The 20,300-nt window shown below is 64.8% G+C and carries 16 protein-coding genes; 5 read left to right on the top strand and 11 right to left on the bottom strand.

Annotation, left to right across the window (positions count from 1 at the left end; all coding sequences use genetic code 11):
• The first annotated feature begins 1,130 nt into the window (after positions 1-1,130).
• From WDM24_RS22670 to WDM24_RS22660, 3 genes are all read left to right on the top strand, one after another.
• The gene (locus WDM24_RS22670; protein WP_338832431.1) at positions 1,131-3,434 is read left to right on the top strand and encodes a PAS domain S-box protein; all 2,304 of its coding nucleotides are present in this window, start codon (positions 1,131-1,133) and stop codon (positions 3,432-3,434) included.
• Positions 3,435-3,496: 62 nt separating this feature from the next.
• Complete coding sequence (locus WDM24_RS22665; RefSeq protein ID WP_338826990.1) at positions 3,497-4,555, top strand: dipeptidase; 1,059 nt, start codon at positions 3,497-3,499, stop codon at positions 4,553-4,555.
• A 12-nt stretch (positions 4,556-4,567) separates the two neighbouring features.
• Positions 4,568-5,713, top strand: a complete 1,146-nt coding sequence (locus WDM24_RS22660) for an ABC transporter substrate-binding protein (protein ID WP_338826988.1) — start codon at positions 4,568-4,570, stop codon at positions 5,711-5,713.
• 285 nt (positions 5,714-5,998) lie between these two features.
• On the opposite strand, the gene WDM24_RS22655 is transcribed toward WDM24_RS22660, so the two are convergent.
• Positions 5,999-7,228: an ABC transporter substrate-binding protein gene (locus WDM24_RS22655; RefSeq protein ID WP_338826986.1), complete on the bottom strand. Its 1,230-nt coding sequence runs from the start codon at positions 7,226-7,228 to the stop codon at positions 5,999-6,001.
• Positions 7,229-7,407: 179 nt separating this feature from the next.
• Complete coding sequence (locus WDM24_RS22650; RefSeq protein WP_338826985.1) at positions 7,408-8,391, bottom strand: GlxA family transcriptional regulator; 984 nt, start codon at positions 8,389-8,391, stop codon at positions 7,408-7,410.
• A 152-nt stretch (positions 8,392-8,543) separates the two neighbouring features.
• Here WDM24_RS22650 and WDM24_RS22645 point away from each other — a divergent pair, with 152 nt between their 5' ends.
• Entirely contained in the window at positions 8,544-8,807 is a 264-nt protein-coding gene (locus WDM24_RS22645) for a tautomerase family protein (protein WP_166296144.1), read from the top strand.
• A gap of 75 nt (positions 8,808-8,882) precedes the next feature.
• Here the strand turns inward: WDM24_RS22645 and WDM24_RS22640 are convergent, their stop codons facing one another.
• From WDM24_RS22640 to WDM24_RS22605, 8 genes are all read right to left on the bottom strand, one after another.
• Positions 8,883-10,478, bottom strand: coding sequence for a GMC family oxidoreductase (locus WDM24_RS22640; protein ID WP_338689054.1), 1,596 nt, complete (start codon positions 10,476-10,478; stop codon positions 8,883-8,885).
• A gap of 15 nt (positions 10,479-10,493) precedes the next feature.
• Entirely contained in the window at positions 10,494-11,531 is a 1,038-nt protein-coding gene (locus WDM24_RS22635; protein ID WP_338689052.1) for a branched-chain amino acid ABC transporter permease, read from the bottom strand.
• Between the two features lie 7 nt (positions 11,532-11,538).
• Positions 11,539-12,423, bottom strand: coding sequence for a branched-chain amino acid ABC transporter permease (locus WDM24_RS22630; protein ID WP_338826983.1), 885 nt, complete (start codon positions 12,421-12,423; stop codon positions 11,539-11,541).
• A gap of 4 nt (positions 12,424-12,427) precedes the next feature.
• Entirely contained in the window at positions 12,428-13,156 is a 729-nt protein-coding gene (locus tag WDM24_RS22625) for an ABC transporter ATP-binding protein (RefSeq protein ID WP_338826982.1), read from the bottom strand.
• On the bottom strand, positions 13,149-13,964 hold the full coding sequence (locus WDM24_RS22620; protein ID WP_338826981.1) for an ABC transporter ATP-binding protein: 816 nt from the start codon (positions 13,962-13,964) through the stop codon (positions 13,149-13,151). The genes WDM24_RS22625 and WDM24_RS22620 overlap by 8 nt, the downstream gene beginning before the upstream one ends.
• Before the next feature lie 12 nt (positions 13,965-13,976).
• Complete coding sequence (locus WDM24_RS22615; RefSeq protein WP_166296133.1) at positions 13,977-15,272, bottom strand: ABC transporter substrate-binding protein; 1,296 nt, start codon at positions 15,270-15,272, stop codon at positions 13,977-13,979.
• Between the two features lie 127 nt (positions 15,273-15,399).
• A complete protein-coding gene (locus WDM24_RS22610) occupies positions 15,400-16,509 on the bottom strand; it encodes a class II histone deacetylase (RefSeq protein WP_166296130.1) in 1,110 nt (369 codons plus the stop codon).
• A 40-nt stretch (positions 16,510-16,549) separates the two neighbouring features.
• Positions 16,550-17,917, bottom strand: coding sequence for an aminotransferase class III-fold pyridoxal phosphate-dependent enzyme (locus WDM24_RS22605; RefSeq protein ID WP_338689041.1), 1,368 nt, complete (start codon positions 17,915-17,917; stop codon positions 16,550-16,552).
• Positions 17,918-18,177: 260 nt separating this feature from the next.
• Between WDM24_RS22605 and WDM24_RS22600 the strand changes: the two genes are divergently transcribed.
• Positions 18,178-18,867 (top strand): TetR/AcrR family transcriptional regulator, encoded by a 690-nt coding sequence (locus WDM24_RS22600; protein ID WP_166296124.1) that lies wholly within the window; start codon positions 18,178-18,180, stop codon positions 18,865-18,867.
• A gap of 351 nt (positions 18,868-19,218) precedes the next feature.
• Here WDM24_RS22600 and WDM24_RS22595 read toward each other — a convergent pair whose 3' ends face one another.
• Positions 19,219-20,253, bottom strand: a complete 1,035-nt coding sequence (locus tag WDM24_RS22595) for an IS110 family transposase (protein ID WP_338826979.1) — start codon at positions 20,251-20,253, stop codon at positions 19,219-19,221.
• Positions 20,254-20,300: the final 47 nt, after the last annotated feature.

Here is a 20,300-nt window from a genome sequence, read left to right as displayed (position 1 = left end):
GTCAGTCGCGCAATCGGCGTCCACCGCATCTCACACCACGTTCGTGACGACCGCGAAGCGCCCCTCGATCGGGTGAGACCGGCGAACCATACACTGAGTTGGGTATTCCGTAAAACCGAAATATTTCGGCTGCGCGGGATTGACAGCTTTTGCTGAGTTGCCCGTCGGGTTGTTTTGTCGCAGCCCGGTCGCGCGGGGACGGTTATTGGACACTTGTCAAGTTGAGGTAACCCGGGAGGGCATCTCCGTTGCCGCCTTTTGCCGATACAATGAAATTGCGTTCCAGATCGGAGCGCTGTGATTGGGACGGCTTCGGCGCCCGCCGCCCTAGCCCCGGAAGACGCGCCGGCGGCCGTCCCGATTGCGATGTTCGCGAGCCCCGATAGCACAACGCCGCCCGCTTAAAATCCATGCGGTCGGCGTCGGCCCTAGCCCCAGGAAGGAACTGCAAAATCCTGGCTCTTGAAGTCTATATCCATCGTGGCAACGGGTAATTGGCAAAATCGGGTTACCACAGACGGATGTTCGGAGGGGCTGCTTGCCCCAAGCGAACAAGTCCCAGGACCTCACGTCGGTTACCTTCACGTCGGTTTCCTTCACGTCGGTCCCACTCTCCAATTGACCAAAGAGTTGAGCCACGGCTCGGGGCGTGCATCGCCCTGTCTCAACCACGAGTCGACCGGCGGCTTGGAAAGCGGGCAATCGCTTTTACGATCGCTGGCCAAATCTTAAAATCTCCTGCTGTCACTGCCGACGCGGTTGCTCCGTTCAAACACACCAAGGTCTCTGGATTCGTTTGAGCGACATTGATTGGCGCGAGCACCCTTTGACTTCGTTCATCGCAGTTGACGCCGGCGGGCGTGTGCCCGGCGGCACGCCGGCGTCGAGCGCGTCGTTGAGTGGCCGCGGACGGATGGCGCGGTCCTGGAATGCGAGCATTCCAGCTTGGCCGCACGGAGCCGCTCCTTCTCCGTACTAATACGGATACGAAAGTGGCGGATCGCCGGCCCGGACTCGGCTAAGCAGCTAGGCGCTAGCCACCGGACATTGCCCCGGCGCCGACAATCCTTTCCGGATACCGTTTTTCCTTTTCCATTTTACGGTGCAGCCGACACGATGAGTTGGTCGTGATGAATTTGTCGGGCCGTCTGGCGATGGGGATGATGCTTCCCGTCGTCGCGCTCCTGCTTGCGCTGGGCTTCATCCATGGCGTCACCTGGCCCGGCATTCTGCTCGCCGGCGGCGCGATTGTGGTGGTGTTGATGACTGCTGAGATGATTGCGAGGTCGCTGTCCGGAACGCCTGCCCAGCTGGTGCGGGCGGCGGAAGCGCCGTCGCGCGGCGAGCAGGCTCCGAAACGCGCAGCCGACAGCGACGAGGCCGCCGAGCTCGCCGCCACGCTTGCCGAACTGTCGGCGCAATTGGGCAGCAGGCAGCACCTGCTCGAGAAGACCGTCGAGAGCATCCGCGATCCGGTGGTGGTCGCCGATGAGCACGGGATGGTCGTGATCGCCAACGCCGCGGCGCGGCGGCTGTACAGTGTCGAACCCGGTTTTGACACCCTGACCGGCGTTCGCACCTTCCAGAACTATTATCCCGACGGCACGACCGTGATGCCGATCGCGGACACGCCAATGGCGCGCGCGCTGCGCGGCGATGACGTTGACGATTTCGAGCTGATCGTAAGGCCCCAGGCGCCGGATCCGGAGGTCTGCCTCGTCGCCAATGCGCGGCCGCTGCGCGACGATGCCGGCAATCTGCGCGGCGCGGTCGCCGTGCTGCACGATGTCACCGCGCAACGGCGGGCGCACCAGGCCCTGGTCGAGGGCGAGCAGATGGCGCAGGCCATCATCAGGACCGCGCTCGATGCCTTCGTCCAGACCGATCAGGACGGCATCATTCTCGACTGGAGCCCCCAGGCCGAGGCGCTGACCGGCTGGACGCGGTCCGAGGCGGTCGGTTACCGCGCGGTCGAACTGGTGTTTCCGGAGGAGCTTCGCCTCGCGCACCGGCAGCGGATCACCCGCTTCCTGCACGAGACCGCGGCCGGCGGCATGGGCATGCGCTATGAAACCGCGTCCGTGCACCGCGACGGCCACCGGTTCTATGTCGAGGTGTCGCTCAATGCGCTGCGCCGCGGCGACGGGTGGATCATCAATTCCTTTGTCAGGGACGTCACCCAGCGCCGGATCGCCGAGGAGCAGTTGATCCAGGCGCAGAAGACGGAATCGCTCGGACGGTTGACCGGCGGCATCGCGCACGACTTCAACAACATGCTGACCGTGATCACCGGCACGATCGAGATCCTCGCCGACGGGGTCAAGGACAACCCGCAGCTTGCCGCGATCGCCAAGCTGATCAGCGATGCCGCCGATCGCGGCGCGCAGCTCACCTCGAGCCTGCTGGCATTCGCGCGCAAGCAACCGCTGCAGCCGGCCGAGACCGACGTCAACGACCTGGTCGGCGAGGTGGTGCGGCTATTGTCGCAGACGCTGGGTTCGCAGACCGAGATCAGGACGGAGCTCGGCCGCGACGCCTGGCTCGCCTTTGTCGACCGCGGTCAGCTCGGCGCGGCGCTGGTCAATCTCGCCATCAATGCGCGCGATGCGATGCCTGATGGCGGCACGCTGACCTTTGCGACCCGCAACATCCAGCTCGGGATTCCCGAGGCGGTGGCGCACGGCGTCGAGCGCGCCGGCGACCATCTCGTGATCGAGGTGATCGACACCGGGGTCGGGATTTCGCCGTCGCATCTGGAGAAGATCTTCGATCCGTTCTTCTCCACCAAGGAGGTCGGGCAGGGCACCGGGCTCGGGCTCAGCATGGTGTTCGGCTTCGTCAAGCAGAGCGGCGGCGGGATCGAGGTCAGGAGCGAGCAGGGGCGCGGCACCAACTTCAGGATCTATCTGCCCAAGGCCGACGGCATCGCGCAGCGCGCGGCCGAGGAGGACGATCTGCCGGTCAAGGGCGGCAACGAGACGATCCTGTGTGTCGAGGACGACCCCACGATCCGCGACTACGTCACGGGCCAGCTCGAAAGCCTCGGTTACAAGGTGCTGGTCGCGGCGAATGCGGACGCCGCGCTCGCGATCGTCAACCGTGGCACTGCGTTCGATCTTCTGTTCACCGACATCGTGATGCACGGCAGCATGAACGGCCGGCAATTGGCTGATACGCTGATGGCCGGGCGTCCGGCACTGCGGGTGCTGTTCACCTCGGGCTACAGCGATGGCGTGCTGCCGGCCCAACAGGGCCGTGGCGGTCACGGCATTCCACTGCTGACAAAACCCTATCGGCGCAGCGAGCTGGCGCGGATGCTGCGGCGCTGCCTCGACCTTCAGGTCGACTTCCAGGGCGATCCGGTTCCGCAGCCTTACTCCGTGCAGCCCGATCTTGAACGCTTCCTGCGCGAGAATCCGCCGGACAAGAAATAGGGTGTGGACTCGTCAGCGTTGCCGTAGCCTGAGCGAGGCAAGTTGGACGAGGGGGCAGCACGGTGCAGGCAAGCGGCAAGGTTGCGATCTTCGATGGCCACAATGATGCCGTTCAACACCTCGCCGAATACCGGGAAGGCGGGCGCGATTTTCTGATCCGCTCGGAGGAAGGCCACCTCGACCTGCCGCGTGCGCGCGAAGGTGGCATGATCGGCGGTCTGTTCGCGATGTTCGCCGGGGCGGAACATCCACGAGAGGGCGGTTTCACGCGAACGGATGACGGATACGAGGTCCGTCTTGCGGACCCGCTCGATCCGGCTTACGCGCGCCGCACCATCAATGCGCAATTGAGTGCGCTGGAGACCATGGTGGCCCGCGCCGGCGGGAACATCCGATGGGCGCGAACCGTGGATGAGATCGAGGCGGCGCGCGAAGATGCCGCGTTCGCGATCGTGTTGCATCTGGAGGGCGCTGAAGCGATCGGCGCCGATCTGGACGGGCTGGAGCAGCTCTACGCCCGCGGCCTGCGTTCTCTCGGCCCGGTCTGGAGCCGCCCCAATATCTTCGGCCATGGCGTGCCGTTCGCCTATCCGCGCTCACCGGACACCGGTCCCGGCTTGACGGACGCTGGCAAAGGGCTGGTGCAGGCCTGCAACCGGCTCGGAATCATGGTCGATGTGTCGCATCTCAACGAGCGCGGCTTCTGGGACGTCGCTGCAATCAGTGCCGCGCCCATCGTGGCGACCCATGCGTGCGCGCATGTGATCTGCCGCGCGACGCGCAACCTGACCGACCGGCAGCTCGACGCGGTCAAGGCATCAGGCGGCCTCGTGGGTTTCAATTTCAGTGTGTCCGAAGTGCGCCCGGACGCGCAGCGTGATCCGGACATCCCGATCGAGACGGTCGTCGCTCACCTCGGCTACCTGGTTGAACGAATGGGTGACGACCACGTTGCGCTGGGGTCCGACTTCGATGGCGCGCTCATGCCCCTCCCGGTCAGGGATGCCAGTCATCTGCCAAACCTGATCCAGGCCCTGCGCGCGCACGGCTTCGATGACGCCACATTGCGCAAGATCGCCTTCGACAATTGGATGCGGGTGTTCCGCCAAAGCTGGCGATGAAAACCGCTGCACATGTCCATCGATCATGATCTATCATCGCTGCACAACAACGGCGCGGCCGGTCAACGGCCCGATCTCAGGGAGCATGGAATGCAGGACCGCAAATGGTCGAGACGCGATTGGCTCAAGGCGACGGCGGCGACCGCGGCCGGCGTGGTGTTCGCCGAACCCTTAAGGGCGGCCGCGCCGCCGGCCGAGGCGGTGACGCCGGAGCTGATCGCAGCCGCCAAGAAGGAAGGCAAGATCTCGTTCTACAGCGCGCTTGAGCTCAACACGGCCGAGCGTCTCGCGCGCGACTTCGAGCAGAAATATCCAGGCATCAGCGTCCGCGTCGAGCGCTCCGGCGCCGAGCGGATCTTCCAGCGCATCGCGCAAGAGCAGGGCAGCGGCATCAATGCCGTCGACGTCGCCAACTCGACCGACCCCGCCCATTATCTCGACTGGAAGAAGAACGACTGGCTCGCCGCCTATGTGCCCGAAGAGGTCGCAAAGCATTTTCCCACCGACCAGATCGATCCCGACGGCACGTCAGCGACATCCTGCGCCTGGTTCGAGGTGATCGGCTACAACACCGAGCAGGTGAAGCGCGAGGAAGCGCCGAAGAGCTACGCCGACCTGCTCGATCCGAAATGGCGCGGCAAGATCGTCAAGGGCCACCCGGGCTATTCCGGCGCGATCATGACCGCGACCTTCGTCTTGGCGCGCGATCTCGGCTGGCCCTATCTGGAGAAGCTCGCGCAGCAGCGGGTGATGCAGGTGCAGTCGGCGGCCGATCCGCCGAAGAAGATCCTGCTCGGCGAGCGCGCCGTGATGGCCGACGGCAACGACTATAATCTTGTTCTGGCCAAGGATCAGGGCAAGCCGGTCGAGGTGATCTATCCGACTGAGGGCGCGCCGCTGATCATCGTGCCGAGCGGCATCTTCAAGAACGCGCCGAACCCGAATGCGGCGCGGCTGTTCCAGAGCTATGTCTTCAGCGCCGAGACCCAGCAGCTGCTGGCCGACGAGTTCGCGCACCGCTCGTTCCACGGCAAGGTGAAGGAAAAGGCCGGCCACGTGCCGCTCGGCAAGCTCAAGATGCTCAAGGCCGATCCGGCCCAGGTGCAGGCGCAGAGCGAGGAGATCAAGGCGAAGTATGCGAAGCTGTTCCGGGTGTAGTCCGATCGCAGGTCCGTAGATTCCATGGGGCGGTGAGCGTGGCCTTTCCGATAGTTTTGGGTGAACCATCAGAGAAGTCAGATGCAAGCATCGACCGCAGGCACGCCCACCGCCAGTCATTGTGGCACAATTTTCGTTGCGATCGAACTCAGTCAAAAGACATGGCTTGTGACGCTGCACAGCCCGGACCGGGATCGGATGGGGAGGGCGACGCGAAACCCATCGCCCCTGCGCAAGGCGTGAGATGGTGGGTATCGCTTCGCTCCACCCATCCTACTGATCGCGCTAACCTCCGACTTCCGCGCTGAGAATGGGCCCGAACAGCTCCCATCTCTCGCCCTTGAATCGTCTGAGCTGCATCTGCTTGAGCGGAGCGAAGTCGATCGGACTGGTGTTCATCGTGATGCCCGGCAGCAGGTTGTTGGTCCTGAAGTCCTTCAGGTTCGCGGCCTGCTTCATCACGTTCTCGCGCGTGAGATCGTCGCCGCACTGCTTGAGCACCTGAGCCAGCGTCTGCGCCACATTGTAACCCGTCACCACTAGGCCATCGGCCCGATTGCCCTCGGGGAAGTATTTGGAGAGGTATTCGTCGAACGCCTTCATGCCGGGGTCATCCTTCCATTGTGGATCGAGCGGATCCATCAGATAGGCCACCGAAATGATCCCCTGCGCGTTCTCGACGCCGGCAGGCTGGATCACGGCGCCGATCGAGGAACCGACCGAATTGAGGATGTGTAACGGCTTCCAGCCGATCTCCGCCGCCTTCTTGATGGCCTGCGCCGCGAATTTCGGCGTGGCAATGTCGACGAATACATCGGCATTCAGTGATTTCATCTTGACGATGTGTGTGTCGATGGTCGGCTCGGCCACCTCGTAGGTATCCTCGGCAACGATCATCGACGCCGCCTTGTCGCCGAGGCCATCCTTCAGGCCTTTCAGGTAGTCCTTGCCGTAGTCGTCGTTCTGGTAGAGCACGGCGATCCTGCCGCCCGGCTTTTCTTTCAGGATGTGCTTGGCGTAGATTCGTCCCTCGCTCTGATAGCTGGGCTGCCAGCCGATGGTCCACGGGAAGTTCTGCGGATCATTCCACTTGGTCGCACCGGTCTGGATGAATAGCTGCGGCACCTTCTTCCCGTTCATGTACTTCTGAATGGCGCTGTTGGATGCTGTGCCGAGTGCTGCGAAGATCAGCAGGACCTCGTCGCCTTCGACCAGCTTGCGCGCCTGCTCGACGGCTTTCGGCGGACTGTAGCCGTCGTCATAGGATATGAAGGTGATCTTGCGGCCATTGATCCCACCCTCGGCGTTGACCTTGCGGAAATAGGCCGCCTGAGCCCGGCCGCTGGTGCCATAGGCGGATGCCGGTCCGCTGTAGGGCATGATGTTGCCGATCTTGATTTCCGTGTCGGTTGCGCCGGTGTCGTATTTCTTCTGGGCAAATGCGCTGCCTGCACCGGCAGCGAGGATGATGATGGCGGTCGAAAGCGCCGCCATTCGTCGTGCGACGAAAGACATCTCGTTTCTCCCCCTGCATAAATGAATGTGTCTGTTTTTATCGGAAGCCGCTTTCGGGTCCTTGCAGCTAGTGAACACCCGGCCCCGATTATTGTCGATCCCGAAGCACCAGCCGGTGTGCCGATTCGCGTCACCTCATAGGGTTCGTCAGTGTTGCTGACCGTAGTCTTCCGGGATTGCTACGATTGTGCCGCGCGCATCGATCGCTGTGCGCGATAGGCCTGGGGCGAGGTCAGCGTGAGCTTGCGGAAGGCTTTGCGAAAGCTGCTCTCGTCTTCATAGCCGGTGGTGCGGGCGATGGACTTGATCGGCTGCGTTGTTGTCTCCAGGAGCGTGCGGGCGTGCTCGACGCGGCGGCGCATGATGAAGGCCTGCGGCGGCTCGTGGGTCAGCTCGCGGAAGCGCCGGTTCAGCGTGCGTTCGCTGAGGCCCAGCGCATGCGCGAGGCCGCGCACCGTGATCGGCGCCTTGCCGGTGCGGCGCACCAGCATGTCCGCCTTCATCAGCAGCGGGTCCTGCGCGAGCATGTAGCCGAGCGGCATGAAGATCGCTTGCGTGCGCTGCGCGGTGTCGATCACGGCATAGTCGGCGCAGACCTTTGCGACCTCCGGGCCCTCGACGATCTCGATCAGCCGCAGCAGCAGATCGACCCACGACATCGGGCCGGCGGCGCAGACCAGCCGATCGGCCTGGGTGAGGACGGCATCGCTGGCGAGATCGACCCTGGGATGGCGGCGGCGGAGCTCGCTCTGCAGCCACCAGGTGATGGTGGCACGGCGGCCGTCGAGCAGGCCGGCATTGGCGAGCAGCAGCACGCCGCTGCAGAACGCGCCGATCAACTTGCCGCCGGCATGCTGCTGGCGCAGCCAGGCGCCGGCGCGGTCATATTGCGGCTGCAGGCGCTCGGCGGTCAGATGATCGACCAGGCTGCCCGGCACGATGATCGCGTCGCAAGCCGTCCGCTTGCTGATTGCGCCGTCGACCGCGAGCAGCTTGCCGCCGCCCGCGCGCACCGCCTTGCCGTCGAGCGAGAGCGTCTGCCAGGTGAAGCGTGCCTTGCTGCCGCGCAGCTGCATCACATGGTTGGCGAGGGTGAGGATGTCGGCGATGCCGGCGACCGCCGACTGCATGCAGCCTTCCAAGGCGAGGATCGTAAGCTTCATGAGGCCTCCTGAAATTGCCGTCATCCTAGCCGATCGGCGCAATCGGGCTGTGGCAGATATTGCCCGATCTCTGTCCGATCGGCCACTGCCTGATTGAGCCCTGCCGGTCCATCTTGGTTGCGTCGTCACCACCTCAGCAATGGAGAGAGACCATGCCTTACGTCACCATTTCCACCGTCCGCGGCATCTTCGACGTCGCGCAGAAGAAAGTGCTGCTCGAGCGCGTCACCGACCTGATGGTCGAGGTCGAGGGTCAGGGCAACCCTGACTTCCGCCGCAACGTCTGGGTCAAGATCGAGGAAGGCGAGCCGGCGAGCTGGTCGCTCGGCGGCATGATCCCGACACCGGACATGATCGCGGGCACCTTCGGCGCGCTCGACGCCGGCGGGCGCAGGATCGCCAAGGCGAGGGTGTAACCGCCGGGACTGGGACAAAAGGCGCTTCCGCCGGAAGCGCCTTTTGCACGCGCCGCCGGGAGATCGACGCTGGCGCTACGCAGCAGGCCCGCTCGCACCGATCGCGGCCGCGGCGCGTTCGGCGATCAGGATCGTCGGGGTCTGGATATTGCCCGAGATCATGATCGGGATCACGGATGCGTCGGCCACCCGAAGGCCGTCAAGGCCATGGACCTTGAAGCTTGTGGGATCGACCACAGCCATCCGATCGTTGCCCATCCGGCATGTCGAGGCGGCATGATACAGCGTCGTGCAATGGCCGCGCACGTAGTCGGCGATGTCGGCGTCGCTGATCGCCTCCAAGCTCGGCGTGATCTCGCTTTCGATCAGCTCCTTGAGCGGCGACTGCGCCGCGATGCGGCGGTTGATCCGCACGCCTTCCGCCAGGGTTGCGATATCCCGGCCACTGGCGTCGGACGAGAAGTAGCGCGGATCGATCGCGGGATATTCGAGCGGATCGGCCGAGCGCAGGGTCAGTTCGCCGCGGCTGTTCGGCCGCTGCAAGGTCGAATGCAGCGTGATGCCCGGCTTCGCGGACAGGAAGCGGACGTAGTCACGGTGCGGGCTGATGGCGCCATAGAGCTGCAGATCGGGCTCGACGTCAGGGCGGCTGCGGACATGGGCGCCTGCCGCGACCCAGGGCGAGGAGCGGGGACCGCTGCGGCTCTCCTGCCATTCCTGCAGGCTGGCTTCGAGGCTCTCGTCGGTCCAGGCGCCGACGCCGATCTTCTCTTTGGTGTAGAAGGTGATGGGAATGTTGATGTGGTCCTGAAGATCCTTGCCGACGCCGGGAAGGTCGTGCACCGGCGTGACGCCTGCGGCCCTCAACTCGTCGGCGGGGCCGATGCCCGACAGCAGCAATTGCTGGGCGGAGCCGATCGCACCCGATGACATCACGATATCGCCGGATGCGTTTGCCGTCTTGAGCTGCCCGTTTTCGAGATATTCGACGCCAGTGGCGCGGCCCCTTTCGATGACAATCCGGATCACGCGGACGCCGGTCTTGACCGTCAGGTTGGCGCGCTCCAGTGCCGGACGCAGATAGGCCTTGCCGGTTCCGAACCGCTCGCCCTGCTTGATCACGAACTGGAAGAAGCCGGCGCCCTCCTGGCTCTCGCCGTTGAAGTCGAGATTGTGCGCGTGGCCGGCGGCCTTTGCGGCTTCGAGCCAGCGCAGCTCGTTGGGGTCGACGAACGGAACATGGGCGACATGGAGCGGACCCCCGGTGCCGTGCAGCGGGCTGTCGGTGAAGTCGGCGTTGTTCTCGAACGCGATGAAATCCGGCAGCACGTCGCGCCAGCCCCAGCCGGTGCAGCCGGCCTTCTCCCAGCCGTCATAGTCGGACGGCAGGCCGCGGATGTAGATCATCGCATTCATCGCGCCGGAGCCGCCGACCATCTTGCCGCGCGGCCAGAACACGCGGCGGCCGCGGCAGCCGGCCTGCGGCTCGGTGTAGAAGCCCCAGTCGACCGCCGTGTTGAACATCGTCGGCCAGTCCGAGGGAATGTCGGACGCCAGCGGCGCGGCACGGCCGGCCTCCAGCACCAGCACCTTGCGGGCGGGATCGGCGGAGAGCCGATTGGCCAGCACGCAGCCGGCTGAACCTGCGCCCACGATGATCGTATCGTACATCTGTCACTCCACTGGTCACGCCGGCGTGTCGCCGGATATTTCTGCTGTCATCGCAGGACTGCGCGAGCGCAGCCGCCGCAGTCTGTCGAAAATGCTCTCGAACAGGCCGATCAGGCCGTTCGGCATCAGCACCATCACCGCGGCGATGATGATGCCGAGCCCGAGCGAGCGGAATTCCCCGATCTCGCGCATCGCTTCGTCGGCGGCGACCAGCACGATGGCGCCGACCAGCGGCCCCCAGAGCCGGCCGATGCCGCCCACCACCACCATCGCGATGATGAAGAACAGCTGCGAGAACGACAGCACGCCGGGGCCGATCGCGTTGAAATGCGCGGCATAGAGCCCGCCGGCGAGCCCGGTGAAGAAGGCCGAGAGGCCGAACATCAGCAGCTGCATCTGGAAGCGGCTGATGCCGCGCGCCATGGCGCAGCCGGGATTGTCGCGCAGCGCGCGGAAGGCGAGCCCGATCGGACCGCGGATGATGGCCCAGGTGAACAGCATCGTGACCGCGAACAACGCCACCACCAGCGCGTAGTCAGCGACAAGATATTTGGCCTTGAACATCGCGCGCGAGCCGAGATCGCCAAAGCGCGCGAAGCCCACCGCGCCGCCGGTGAGTTGCCGGCACTGCGTGCCGACCATGACGAAGCAGTCGGTGTCGGTGACGATCAACAGATACATCACCTGCGCGACCGCGAGCGTCAGCAGCGCGGTATAGGCGCCGCTCAGGCGCAGGCACGCCGCACCGATCACCAGGCTGAACAGCACGGTCGCAATGGCCGCGAGCGGCATCGCGGCCCAGACGTTGAGGCCGAAATAGAAGCACAGCATCGCGGTGGCGTAGCCGCCGAAGCCGAACAGCGCCATCTGCGCCAGCGAGAACACGCCGGAGAAACCGAACAGCAGGTTCCACTGCGAGGCGACGATTGCATAGAACAGGCCGAGCGTGACCTGGCCGATCACGTAGCGGCTGTCGACGTAGAACGGCAGTGCGACCGCAGCGGCGAGGACGACGAGACCGATCAGCAGGTTGGCGAGATCCTGGCGTTTCACATCGACCTCACAGCCGTCGCACTTCGACCCGGCCGAACAATCCGCCGGGCCGGCGAATGAGCACCAGGATCACGATGGCGAGCAGCGCAGGGAAACCCCAGCGCGCACCGGCCAGGAACTGCACCAGCGCCTCGACGATGGCGAGACCGAACGAGGTGATGATCGCGCCGGGCAGATTGCCGAGCCCGGCCACCACGCACATGATGAAGGCCTTCAGCATCGGATCGGCGCCGAGCGACGGCGAGAGCTGGGTGATCGACGAGACCAGCACGCCGCAGACGCCGGCGAGCATGCCTGATAGAATCAGGACCTGCAGATAGACCCGCGCCACCGGCACGCCCATCAGCTTGGCGGCATCCGGGTTCTGCGCCGTGGCGCGAATGGCGCGGCCGGCCCTGGTCCGGGTGAGGAACAACGCGGTGGCGCCCATCAGCGCGATGGCGCTGACGATGATGACAAGGTTCTGCCAGGGCAACACGAAGCCGCCGAGATTGATCGAACCGCCGACCGAGAGCGGCTGCCCCAGCGGCTGGCCGCCATAGAGCCGCAGCACGGTATTCTCGAGGGTGAGCGCGACGCCGAAGGTCGCGATCATGATGGTGGTCTCGAAGGTTTCGGGGCTGCGGCGCGACAGCGGATAGGCGACCAGCATGAAGATCAGCGCGCCGATCACGCCGCCGACCGCGGCTGCGGCAAGCACCGCGAGCGGCACCGGCAGGCCGAGCTGGCTGGCGGCCGTGAACGCCGCGTAACCGCCGAGCGTCAACAGCGTGCCGTGCGCCATGTTGAGCATGCCGAGCGAGCCCCAGACCAGCGACAGGCCGAGCGTCGCCAGCGCGTACAGGGCGCCGGTGGTGATCCCGGCGACGATGACGGGTCCTATGATCTCCAATTCGTCAGCCTCCGAGATAGGTTGCGAGCAGCTCGTCGCGCTGCAGCAGGACGGACGGTTCGCCCGACCAGACGAAGGCGCCGTTGTCGAGCAGGTGAATGCGGTCGGCGATGTCGGCGACGCGCGCCGGATTCTCCTCGACCAGCAGGATGGTGCGGCCGCTCGCCTTCAGCCGCGCGATCACCTCGTAGATCTGCTCGATGATGATCGGGGCGAGGCCGAGCGACGGTTCGTCGATCAGCATCACCGTGCCCTTCATCATCAGGCCGCGCCCGATGCCGACCATGCGCCGCTCGCCGCCGGAGAGGCTGGCAGCGATCTGGGTCTGGCGCTCGGCGAGCTTGGGCAACAGCGTGAAGACCTCATCGAGACGCCGGGCCACCGCTGCCTGATCGGAATCGAGATAGGCGCCCATCAGGAGATTCTCGAGCACGCTCATCCCGGCGAACAACAGATCGCCCTGCGGTACGTGGATCACGCCGCCTGCCGCGACGCGATGCGCCGGCAGGCCCGAGATCACCCGGCCATTCAGCGACACCGAGCCCTTGCGCACCGGCAGCAGGCCGGAGATCGCGCGCAGCAGCGTGGTCTTGCCGTGCCCGTTCGGGCCGACGACGGTGACGAGCTCGCCCGCATTGAGCGACAGCGACACGCCGGTCAGGACATTGCGGCCGTCATAGCCGGTCACCAGACCGTTGACGGCGAGGCAGGGGACGCTCGACGGTTCAGCCATGGGCGCTCAGCTCCGGCTGCTTGACGAAGAAGGCCTTGAGGCGGTTGGTCGCGGCCTTGCCGAGATAGGTCTCGACCACCGTCTGATCATCGGCGACCGCCGAGGGCGCGCCTTCGAAGATCGATTTGCCGTGGTGCATGATCACCACGCGCGTCGACAGCGAGAGCAGGAAGCGCATGACGTGCTCGATCAAGAGGATCGCGATCCCCGATGCCGACAGCCGCTTGACGACGTCGGCGATGCGATCGACCTCCGACGGGCTGAGGCCGCCGACCGGCTCGTCGAGCAGCAGCAGTTGCGGGGAGGTTGCAACCGCCCCCGCGATCATCAAGAGCTTGCGGTCGAGCACGGGCAGGTCGCGTGCGATGCGCTGCCGGCCGGAGAGGCCGACCAGATCGAGCGCCGCGGCAGCGCGCTGCCGGGCGGCCCGGCTGATCGCAAAGCCCGGGAAGCGGCTGTTGGTGTCGCCGAAATGGGCGGCAACCTCGATATTCTCCTCGACCGAGAGGCTGTCGAACGCCGCATTGAGCTGGAAGGTGCGGGCGATGCCGGCGCGGCACACTTCGTGCGCCGCAAATCCGGTGATATCGCGCCCCGCAAACAGGATGCGGCCGTCGGTGATCTCCGTGACGGCGGTGACGACATCGAAGAATGTCGTCTTGCCGGCGCCGTTCGGCCCACCGAGCCCGACCACCTCGCCGGGTCGAACGGTCAACGACAGACCATCCACCGCACGGAGCGAACCGAAGGTCTTGGTCACGCCCTCGCAGACGAGCAGCGGGCCGTTCGTCTGGTCAGGGGAGCTCACCGCGTCAACCTCTTACGCCTTGATCCATGGCGGCAGCTTCATCGTGTCAGTTGCATAGAGCGCGGGGGCGATCAGCTTGGGATCGGTGCGGTAGTCCTGGTGCTGCAGGAACTGATGCGCCATGCCGAGCGAAGGATCCTTGATCTGGGTCGGATAACAGAAGGCGGACTGGCCCTTCGGGTCGGCGTGGTAGATGCCGTTGACGCCGCGATAGATCAGCCGCTTCATAGCCTCCGAGATCTTGCGGGTCTGCTCCTTGTTGCTCGGCTCGCTGGCGCCGCCGGCGAGCGCCGCCGACAATGCGTAGTGCCAGAGCCCGTCATAGGTCTGCGAGCCCGTGATGAAGGCGGCGTTGGCGCCGAACTTCTCGCGATAGGTCTTGCGATAGGCCGCGGAGAATTCGTCGGGCAGGCAGCCGATCACCGTGGAGTAGATCACGCCGTTGATGGCTTCCTTGCCGATCTCGCGGAAGGCCGGAAGCGACGGTCCGTATTGCATATAGACCAGGCTCTGGGTCGGCTCGGGCAGGAACTGGGTCATGAACTGCGCCAGGTCCTGCGGCAGGAAGTGCGTCACCGCAATCGCGGCCGGCGGGTCCTGACGCAGCTTGGCAAGCGTCGGTCCCCATTGGTTGGTCGGGAAGGGCACGGTCTCGTAGAGCCCGAGCTCGAAGCCGAATTCCTTGACGCGGTCGCGGATCGCGTTGGCGATCACGATCGAATATTCGTTCGCCGAGGGGATGATTGCGATCTTGCGGTTCGGCGGGTTCCACTGCTTGTTGTCGATCAGCGATTTCAAGAACAGCAGGAAGCCGGGGCCGTAGTAGAACTCCGGCGGATCGCCCTGGAAGCAGGAATAATAGCGCTGCGGGTCGCTGAGGAATTTGGTGTTATGCGAGATCAGCGTGTTGTAGTGCACGAAGATGACGTCGTTGTCTGCGGCGACGTCCATCTCCACCATGTTGGTGCCGACATTATATCCGTTGATGATCGCGCTCGCCGAGTGACGATCGATCAGGCGCTGCATCGCCTGGGTCACGATATCGGCGCCCATCTCCTTGGTGTCTTCGATCGCGATCTGGATCGGACGTCCCAAGATACCGCCGGCAGCGTTGATCTCTTCGGCGGCGAGCGTGAGGCCGTTCTTGAACTCGATGCCGTCAGCGGCGGCGAATCCGGACATCGGCAATGCCGAGCCTATCTTGACTGGCCCGCCTGCGGCACGGGCTTCCTTGTTCAGGCTTGCCAGCATTGCAATCGAGCCCGCGCCTGCGGCAACGCCGCCGAGAAGTGAACGTCGGTCAAGCATGATCGTCAGTACCCTCGTCTATGGCGCGGACAATCCGACGCCTCCCTCTAAAGCAGGAGATGCACGGCAGCAGTTGTTGCACGAACCGTGCCATGGCATCCGTCGATTGCTTCCACCAATCCCATCGTCAACGCGCAGCAGGCAGCCGGCTCACGAGCGCCGCGGCCGCATCGATCACCGCCGCCTGATGCGGCTGCAGCTCATTGCCGCCCCACGCGGCCATCAATGGCTCCCAGGGATCTGCGATATCAGTCTTGATGCCGGACAACTCCTCGAGCACCGCGAGCCCGCAATAGGGCGCGTACATTTCCGAGTAGCCGCCCTCATGCGTCATCAGGATGCGGCCGTTGCACAACGTCTTGGCAGCGGCGCGCAGCATGCGCGTCATCTCGCGATACGCCGCCGACGACAGCATCATGCGGCCGAGCGGATCGACGCCCGACGCATCGAAGCCCGACGCCACCACGATCATGTCGGGTGCGAAGCGATGCAGTGCGGGCAGCACGACGCGTTCGAACGCGCTGCGATAGGCACCGATGCCCGAGCCGGGCGGCAGCGGTACATTGATGTTGTAGCCATCGCCTGCGCCGTCGCCGTTCTCGGCAAGTGAACCGGAGTTTGCCGGGAACAGATTGTCCTGGTGCAGCGAGATCGTCAGCACGCTGGGGTCTTCGTAGAACACCGCCTGGGTGCCGTTGCCGTGATGCACGTCCCAGTCGACAACGGCGACGCGCGAGACCTGGCCCGTGGCCTGCAAATGCCGGATCGCGATGCTTGCGTTGGCGAACAGGCAAAATCCCATGCCGAGCTCCGGCCGCGCATGATGCCCCGGCGGGCGGATCAGCGCATAGGCGGTCTCGACCGCGCCCGATGCGACCGCATCGGCAGCCGTGATGGCGCCACCGGCCGCGAGCAGCGCGATCTCGTAGCTGCCGGCGCCAAGCGGCGTCAGGTGGCTGGCGTCGCCGCCGCCGGCGTCGCTGAGGTGCTTGATATGGGCGATATGGTCCGCGGTGTGGACGCGGGCGAGCTCTGCCACTGTCGCTGCGCGCGGCTTGATCTGCACGAGATGATCGAGCAGGCCGCTGACTTCGACCAGATTGCGGAAGCGGCGCTTGGTCTCCGGATTCTCCGCATGGATTCCGGGCTGGATCGTCAATCCCGGTGGAAACACCTGGGCCCAGTTGCCGGTGTTGTGCCACATGTAAAGTTCATGGCAGACGAACCCAGTAGCCATGCGAGCAATCCCCTGTCCTGGCGCGCCGACCTCGTGTGATCTATTCGACTGCGCTGATCGCCTCGTCGAACGTGTCCGCGATCTTGTCGGCGTGTTCGGTCGTGAAGGTCAGCGGCGGGGAGATGATGAACGTGTCGGCCAGGTTGCGGATCAGGACGCCCTTGGCGACGCAGCGCTCCCAGATCCGCTGGCCGAAATTCTCCGCCAGATCGAACGGCCGCTTGGTCTCGGGATCGGCGACCAGCTCGATGCCGAGCATCAGCCCCTTGCCGCGCACGTCGCCGATATTGGGGTGGCGCTTCTGGACGTCCTTCAATCGTGCCAGCAGATAGGCGCCGACCTTCCCGGCATTGGCCGGCAGCTCCTCCTGCTCGACGATGCGCAAATTGGCGATCGCGGCGGCGCAGGCGAGGGGATGGCCGGCATAGGTGTTGCCGTGCATGAAGGCGCGCGGCGTGAATTGCGACTTGTCGTCGGACTGGAAGGCGGCTGCGACCTTCGCGTTGATCAAGGTGGCACCGAGCGGGATGTAACCGCTGTTGATGCCCTTGGCGAACACCATGATGTCGGGTTTGACGCCCCAGGCGCGGCTGCCGAACATGCTGCCGGAGCGGCCGAAGCCGGTGACGACCTCGTCGGCGATCAGGAGCACGCCGTGGCGGTCGCAGACCTCGCGCAGCAGCGGCCAGAAATTCGCGGGCGGCACGATCACGCCGCCGGCACCCTGCACCGGCTCGGCCATGAAGGCCGCGACGCTGCCAGCTCCCTGATAGACGATCTCGCGCTCGAGCAATTCGGCGCAGAGGCGGCCGAGCGCCTCCGGGTCCGACGTGAACGGGTTGCGATAGGCGTGCGGCGTCTCGACCTGGAAGAATCCCGGCAGCAGCGGCGTGAACTGCTCCTTGTAGACATTGACGCCGCCGGCCGACAGCGCGCCCAGCGTCACGCCGTGATAGGCGCCGCGCAGCGAGATGATCTTGGTGCGCAGTGGTTCGCCGGCGAGCCGCCAATATTGCTTGGCGAGTTTGATCGCGGCCTCGTTGGCCTCCGAGCCGCCGGACGAGAAGAACGCGCGGACCATGCCTTCCGGCGCGGCCAGCCGGCAGAGCTCGTCCGCCAGCGCCACCGACGGGCTGTTGGTGGTGTTGCCGAAGGTCGAATAGAAGCTGAGACGATCGAGCTGTTCGATGATCGCCTGTTTGATCTCGGGGCGGCCATGCCCGACATTGACGTTCCAGAGCCCGGCCTGTCCGTCGAGATAGCGGCCGCCATGGCCGTCCGAGACGTAGACACCTTCACCGCCCTCGATGCAGATTGGCGGGTTCTCGGCGAGGAAGTTGGCATTGGCGAAGGGGTAGACGACGTGACGAGTCAGCGTGTCGTTGTTTCGAGCAGCTGCTGTGGTCATTTTCTCGTTCCTCTCGACATTTGTTTCCCCCGGGACCCCGGTTCTCATTGCCGCAAGGATAAACACAGGCGATAAAATTGGTCAAATGACCAATTTTGTGCAACATGCAAATTTGTGCGGCACGGGCCGACGCGTTTTCGAGCGAAGTGGATACCGGTTCGCGTGAAGAAAACGCGTCAGAACAAGAGTCTAGAACTCCGTTCGGATTCCATCGGAACGGAAAAGGCTCTAGACAATCGTCGTGCGCATTGGAGAGACGGATGACAATCGCAGGACGTGAGCAGGTCGGCGCCAAGAGCGAACCCAAGAACGAACCCAAGGGCGAACGAACGCGGCGCCAGATCATTGAGGGAGCCTTGCAGGCGCTCGGGACCGGCGGCGTCGCGGCGACGACGACGCGCGACATCGCGGCCGGCGCCGGCGTTCGCCTCGCCACGCTGCACTATCATTTCGAGAGCAAGAGCGCGCTGCTGCTGGCGGTGCTCGAACACCTGATCGATGAGACGACCGCGGCGCTGCGCGAGGAAACCGGCGATACTGCCGACATCGCGAGCTGCATCCGCGAAGCCCTGCGCGCCGGCTGGCGCTATCTCGAGCGAACGCTCGAGCTGCAGATCGTGCAGTATGAGCTGACGCTGTACGCGCTTCGGCGCGACGACGCTGCCGGGCTCGCAGCCTATCAGTATGACGCCTATGTCAAGGTCTATCAGGACATCCTGCAGGGCGTTGCCGTACGAACCGGCGAGCTCGACGCGGCGGGATGCGCCGATGTCGCACGCTTCATGCTGGCCGGCATCGACGGGTTGCTGTTGCAGGAACTGGCGAAGCCCAACAAGGCCCGGTCGTCACGCGCGATCGAGACGCTGATCGTGGCGACACAGGGGTTCGCAAGCGGGTTGTCGAACGACCGCAAGACGCCGAAATTGGGGAAGCGCGCGACGCGAGGATAAGTGTCGAGGTGCGTAGCCCGGATGGAGCGAAGCGTAATCCGGGGCAGCTCTCAGCATTGGCGCGACCGTTCCCGGATTTCGCTCCGCTTCATCCGGGCTTCTGTAACGGGCCTTTGTAAGTCAATCCCTTTTTGCGTGATCCACTCGCCGGGCACTTGCTTCTGTACGGGATCGGCGCGAAGGCCGTCGCCTGATGGGGTGCATTGAGGAGCCGGCCGGCAATCTACGGAAGCGTGGTTGTGAGCCACTTCCCGGATGGCGGCCTGACCGGATCCATCGTCCCGGCGCAGGGACCTCGCTCAGGGAGAGCCTGGTGTCGTGGCCCGCCCAGAACCGATTGCTGCTCCTTGCTTAGGTTGCCGAGGCCTTGGCCATCGGGTTGAACGGTTTGGCGTCGGCGAGCATGCGATGCAGAACGACGGCGAGCTTGCGTGCGAGCGCCACCTTGGCCTTGCGCAGGCCTGCGCGCCGGGCGATCCGCATCGCCCAGCCTTTCAGCGCCGAGCAGTTCCTGACCGGCTTGGTCAGCATGACGTGAGCCGCCTGATAGAGCGCCTCGCGCACGGAGGCATCGCCGATCTTGCTGATGCGGCCGGTATAGTCGGTTTCGCCCGATTGGTACTTCTTCGGGGTGAGGCCAAAATGCGCTCCCGTCGCCTTCGAGGACCGGAAGCGCTTCGGGTCGTCGACCGCCGCGGCGTAGGTAAGCGCCACGATCGGGCCGACGGACGGTGTCGTCATCAGGAGGCGGGCTTGAGGGTGCGACCTGGCGAGCTTTTGGGTGTGCTTATCCAGGCCATTGAACTCGCGCCGCAGCACGGCGTGGGCTTCGAGCAGCGCCTGTGCCACGATCTCAAGTCCGGGATGGCCCGCTACGAGCTCCCGGATGCGTTCGGCGAACGTGCGCTCGGTGGTCGTGCCGACCTTCAGACCGAAGCCGCGGAGCACGCCGCGCAGGCTGTTCTCGATGTCGCGCAGCTTGGACTGCAGCAGCTTGCGTGCCGTCAGAACCGCCCGCGTCTCCTGCGCTTCGATCGACTTGCAGTGCACCGGCCGGAACCAGCCCAGCCGCATCAGTTGCGCGATCCCGCGGGCATCGTTGCGGTCCGACTTCACCGGCATCGCCTTGAAGGCATCGCGGACGTGCCGCGTCTCCAACAGTTCGACTGCCAGGCCCGCATCCCGCATCGCTGCGTAGAGCCATTGCGACAGCGGACCAGCCTCCAGCCCGATCCGTTCCAGCACCAACCCCAGCGACCGCAACCAGGTGATCAAGGCCTCCGGCTCACTCGCAACCCTCGCCTCGCGCAAAATCTTACCTGTCCCATCGACAAGGCAGACGCTCGAGCATTCCAAAGACACGTCGATTCCTGCATAGTGGTACATGGTCGTCCCTTAATGATGCTTGGAGCGGGCTTGCCCGACTCCGTTTA

The organism is Bradyrhizobium sp. 27S5 (genome assembly GCF_037217225.1).
Lineage (GTDB): Bacteria > Pseudomonadota > Alphaproteobacteria > Rhizobiales > Xanthobacteraceae > Bradyrhizobium > Bradyrhizobium septentrionale.
Note: the sequence above shows the minus strand (reverse complement) of the source record. Positions and strands in the feature narration are given on the sequence as shown.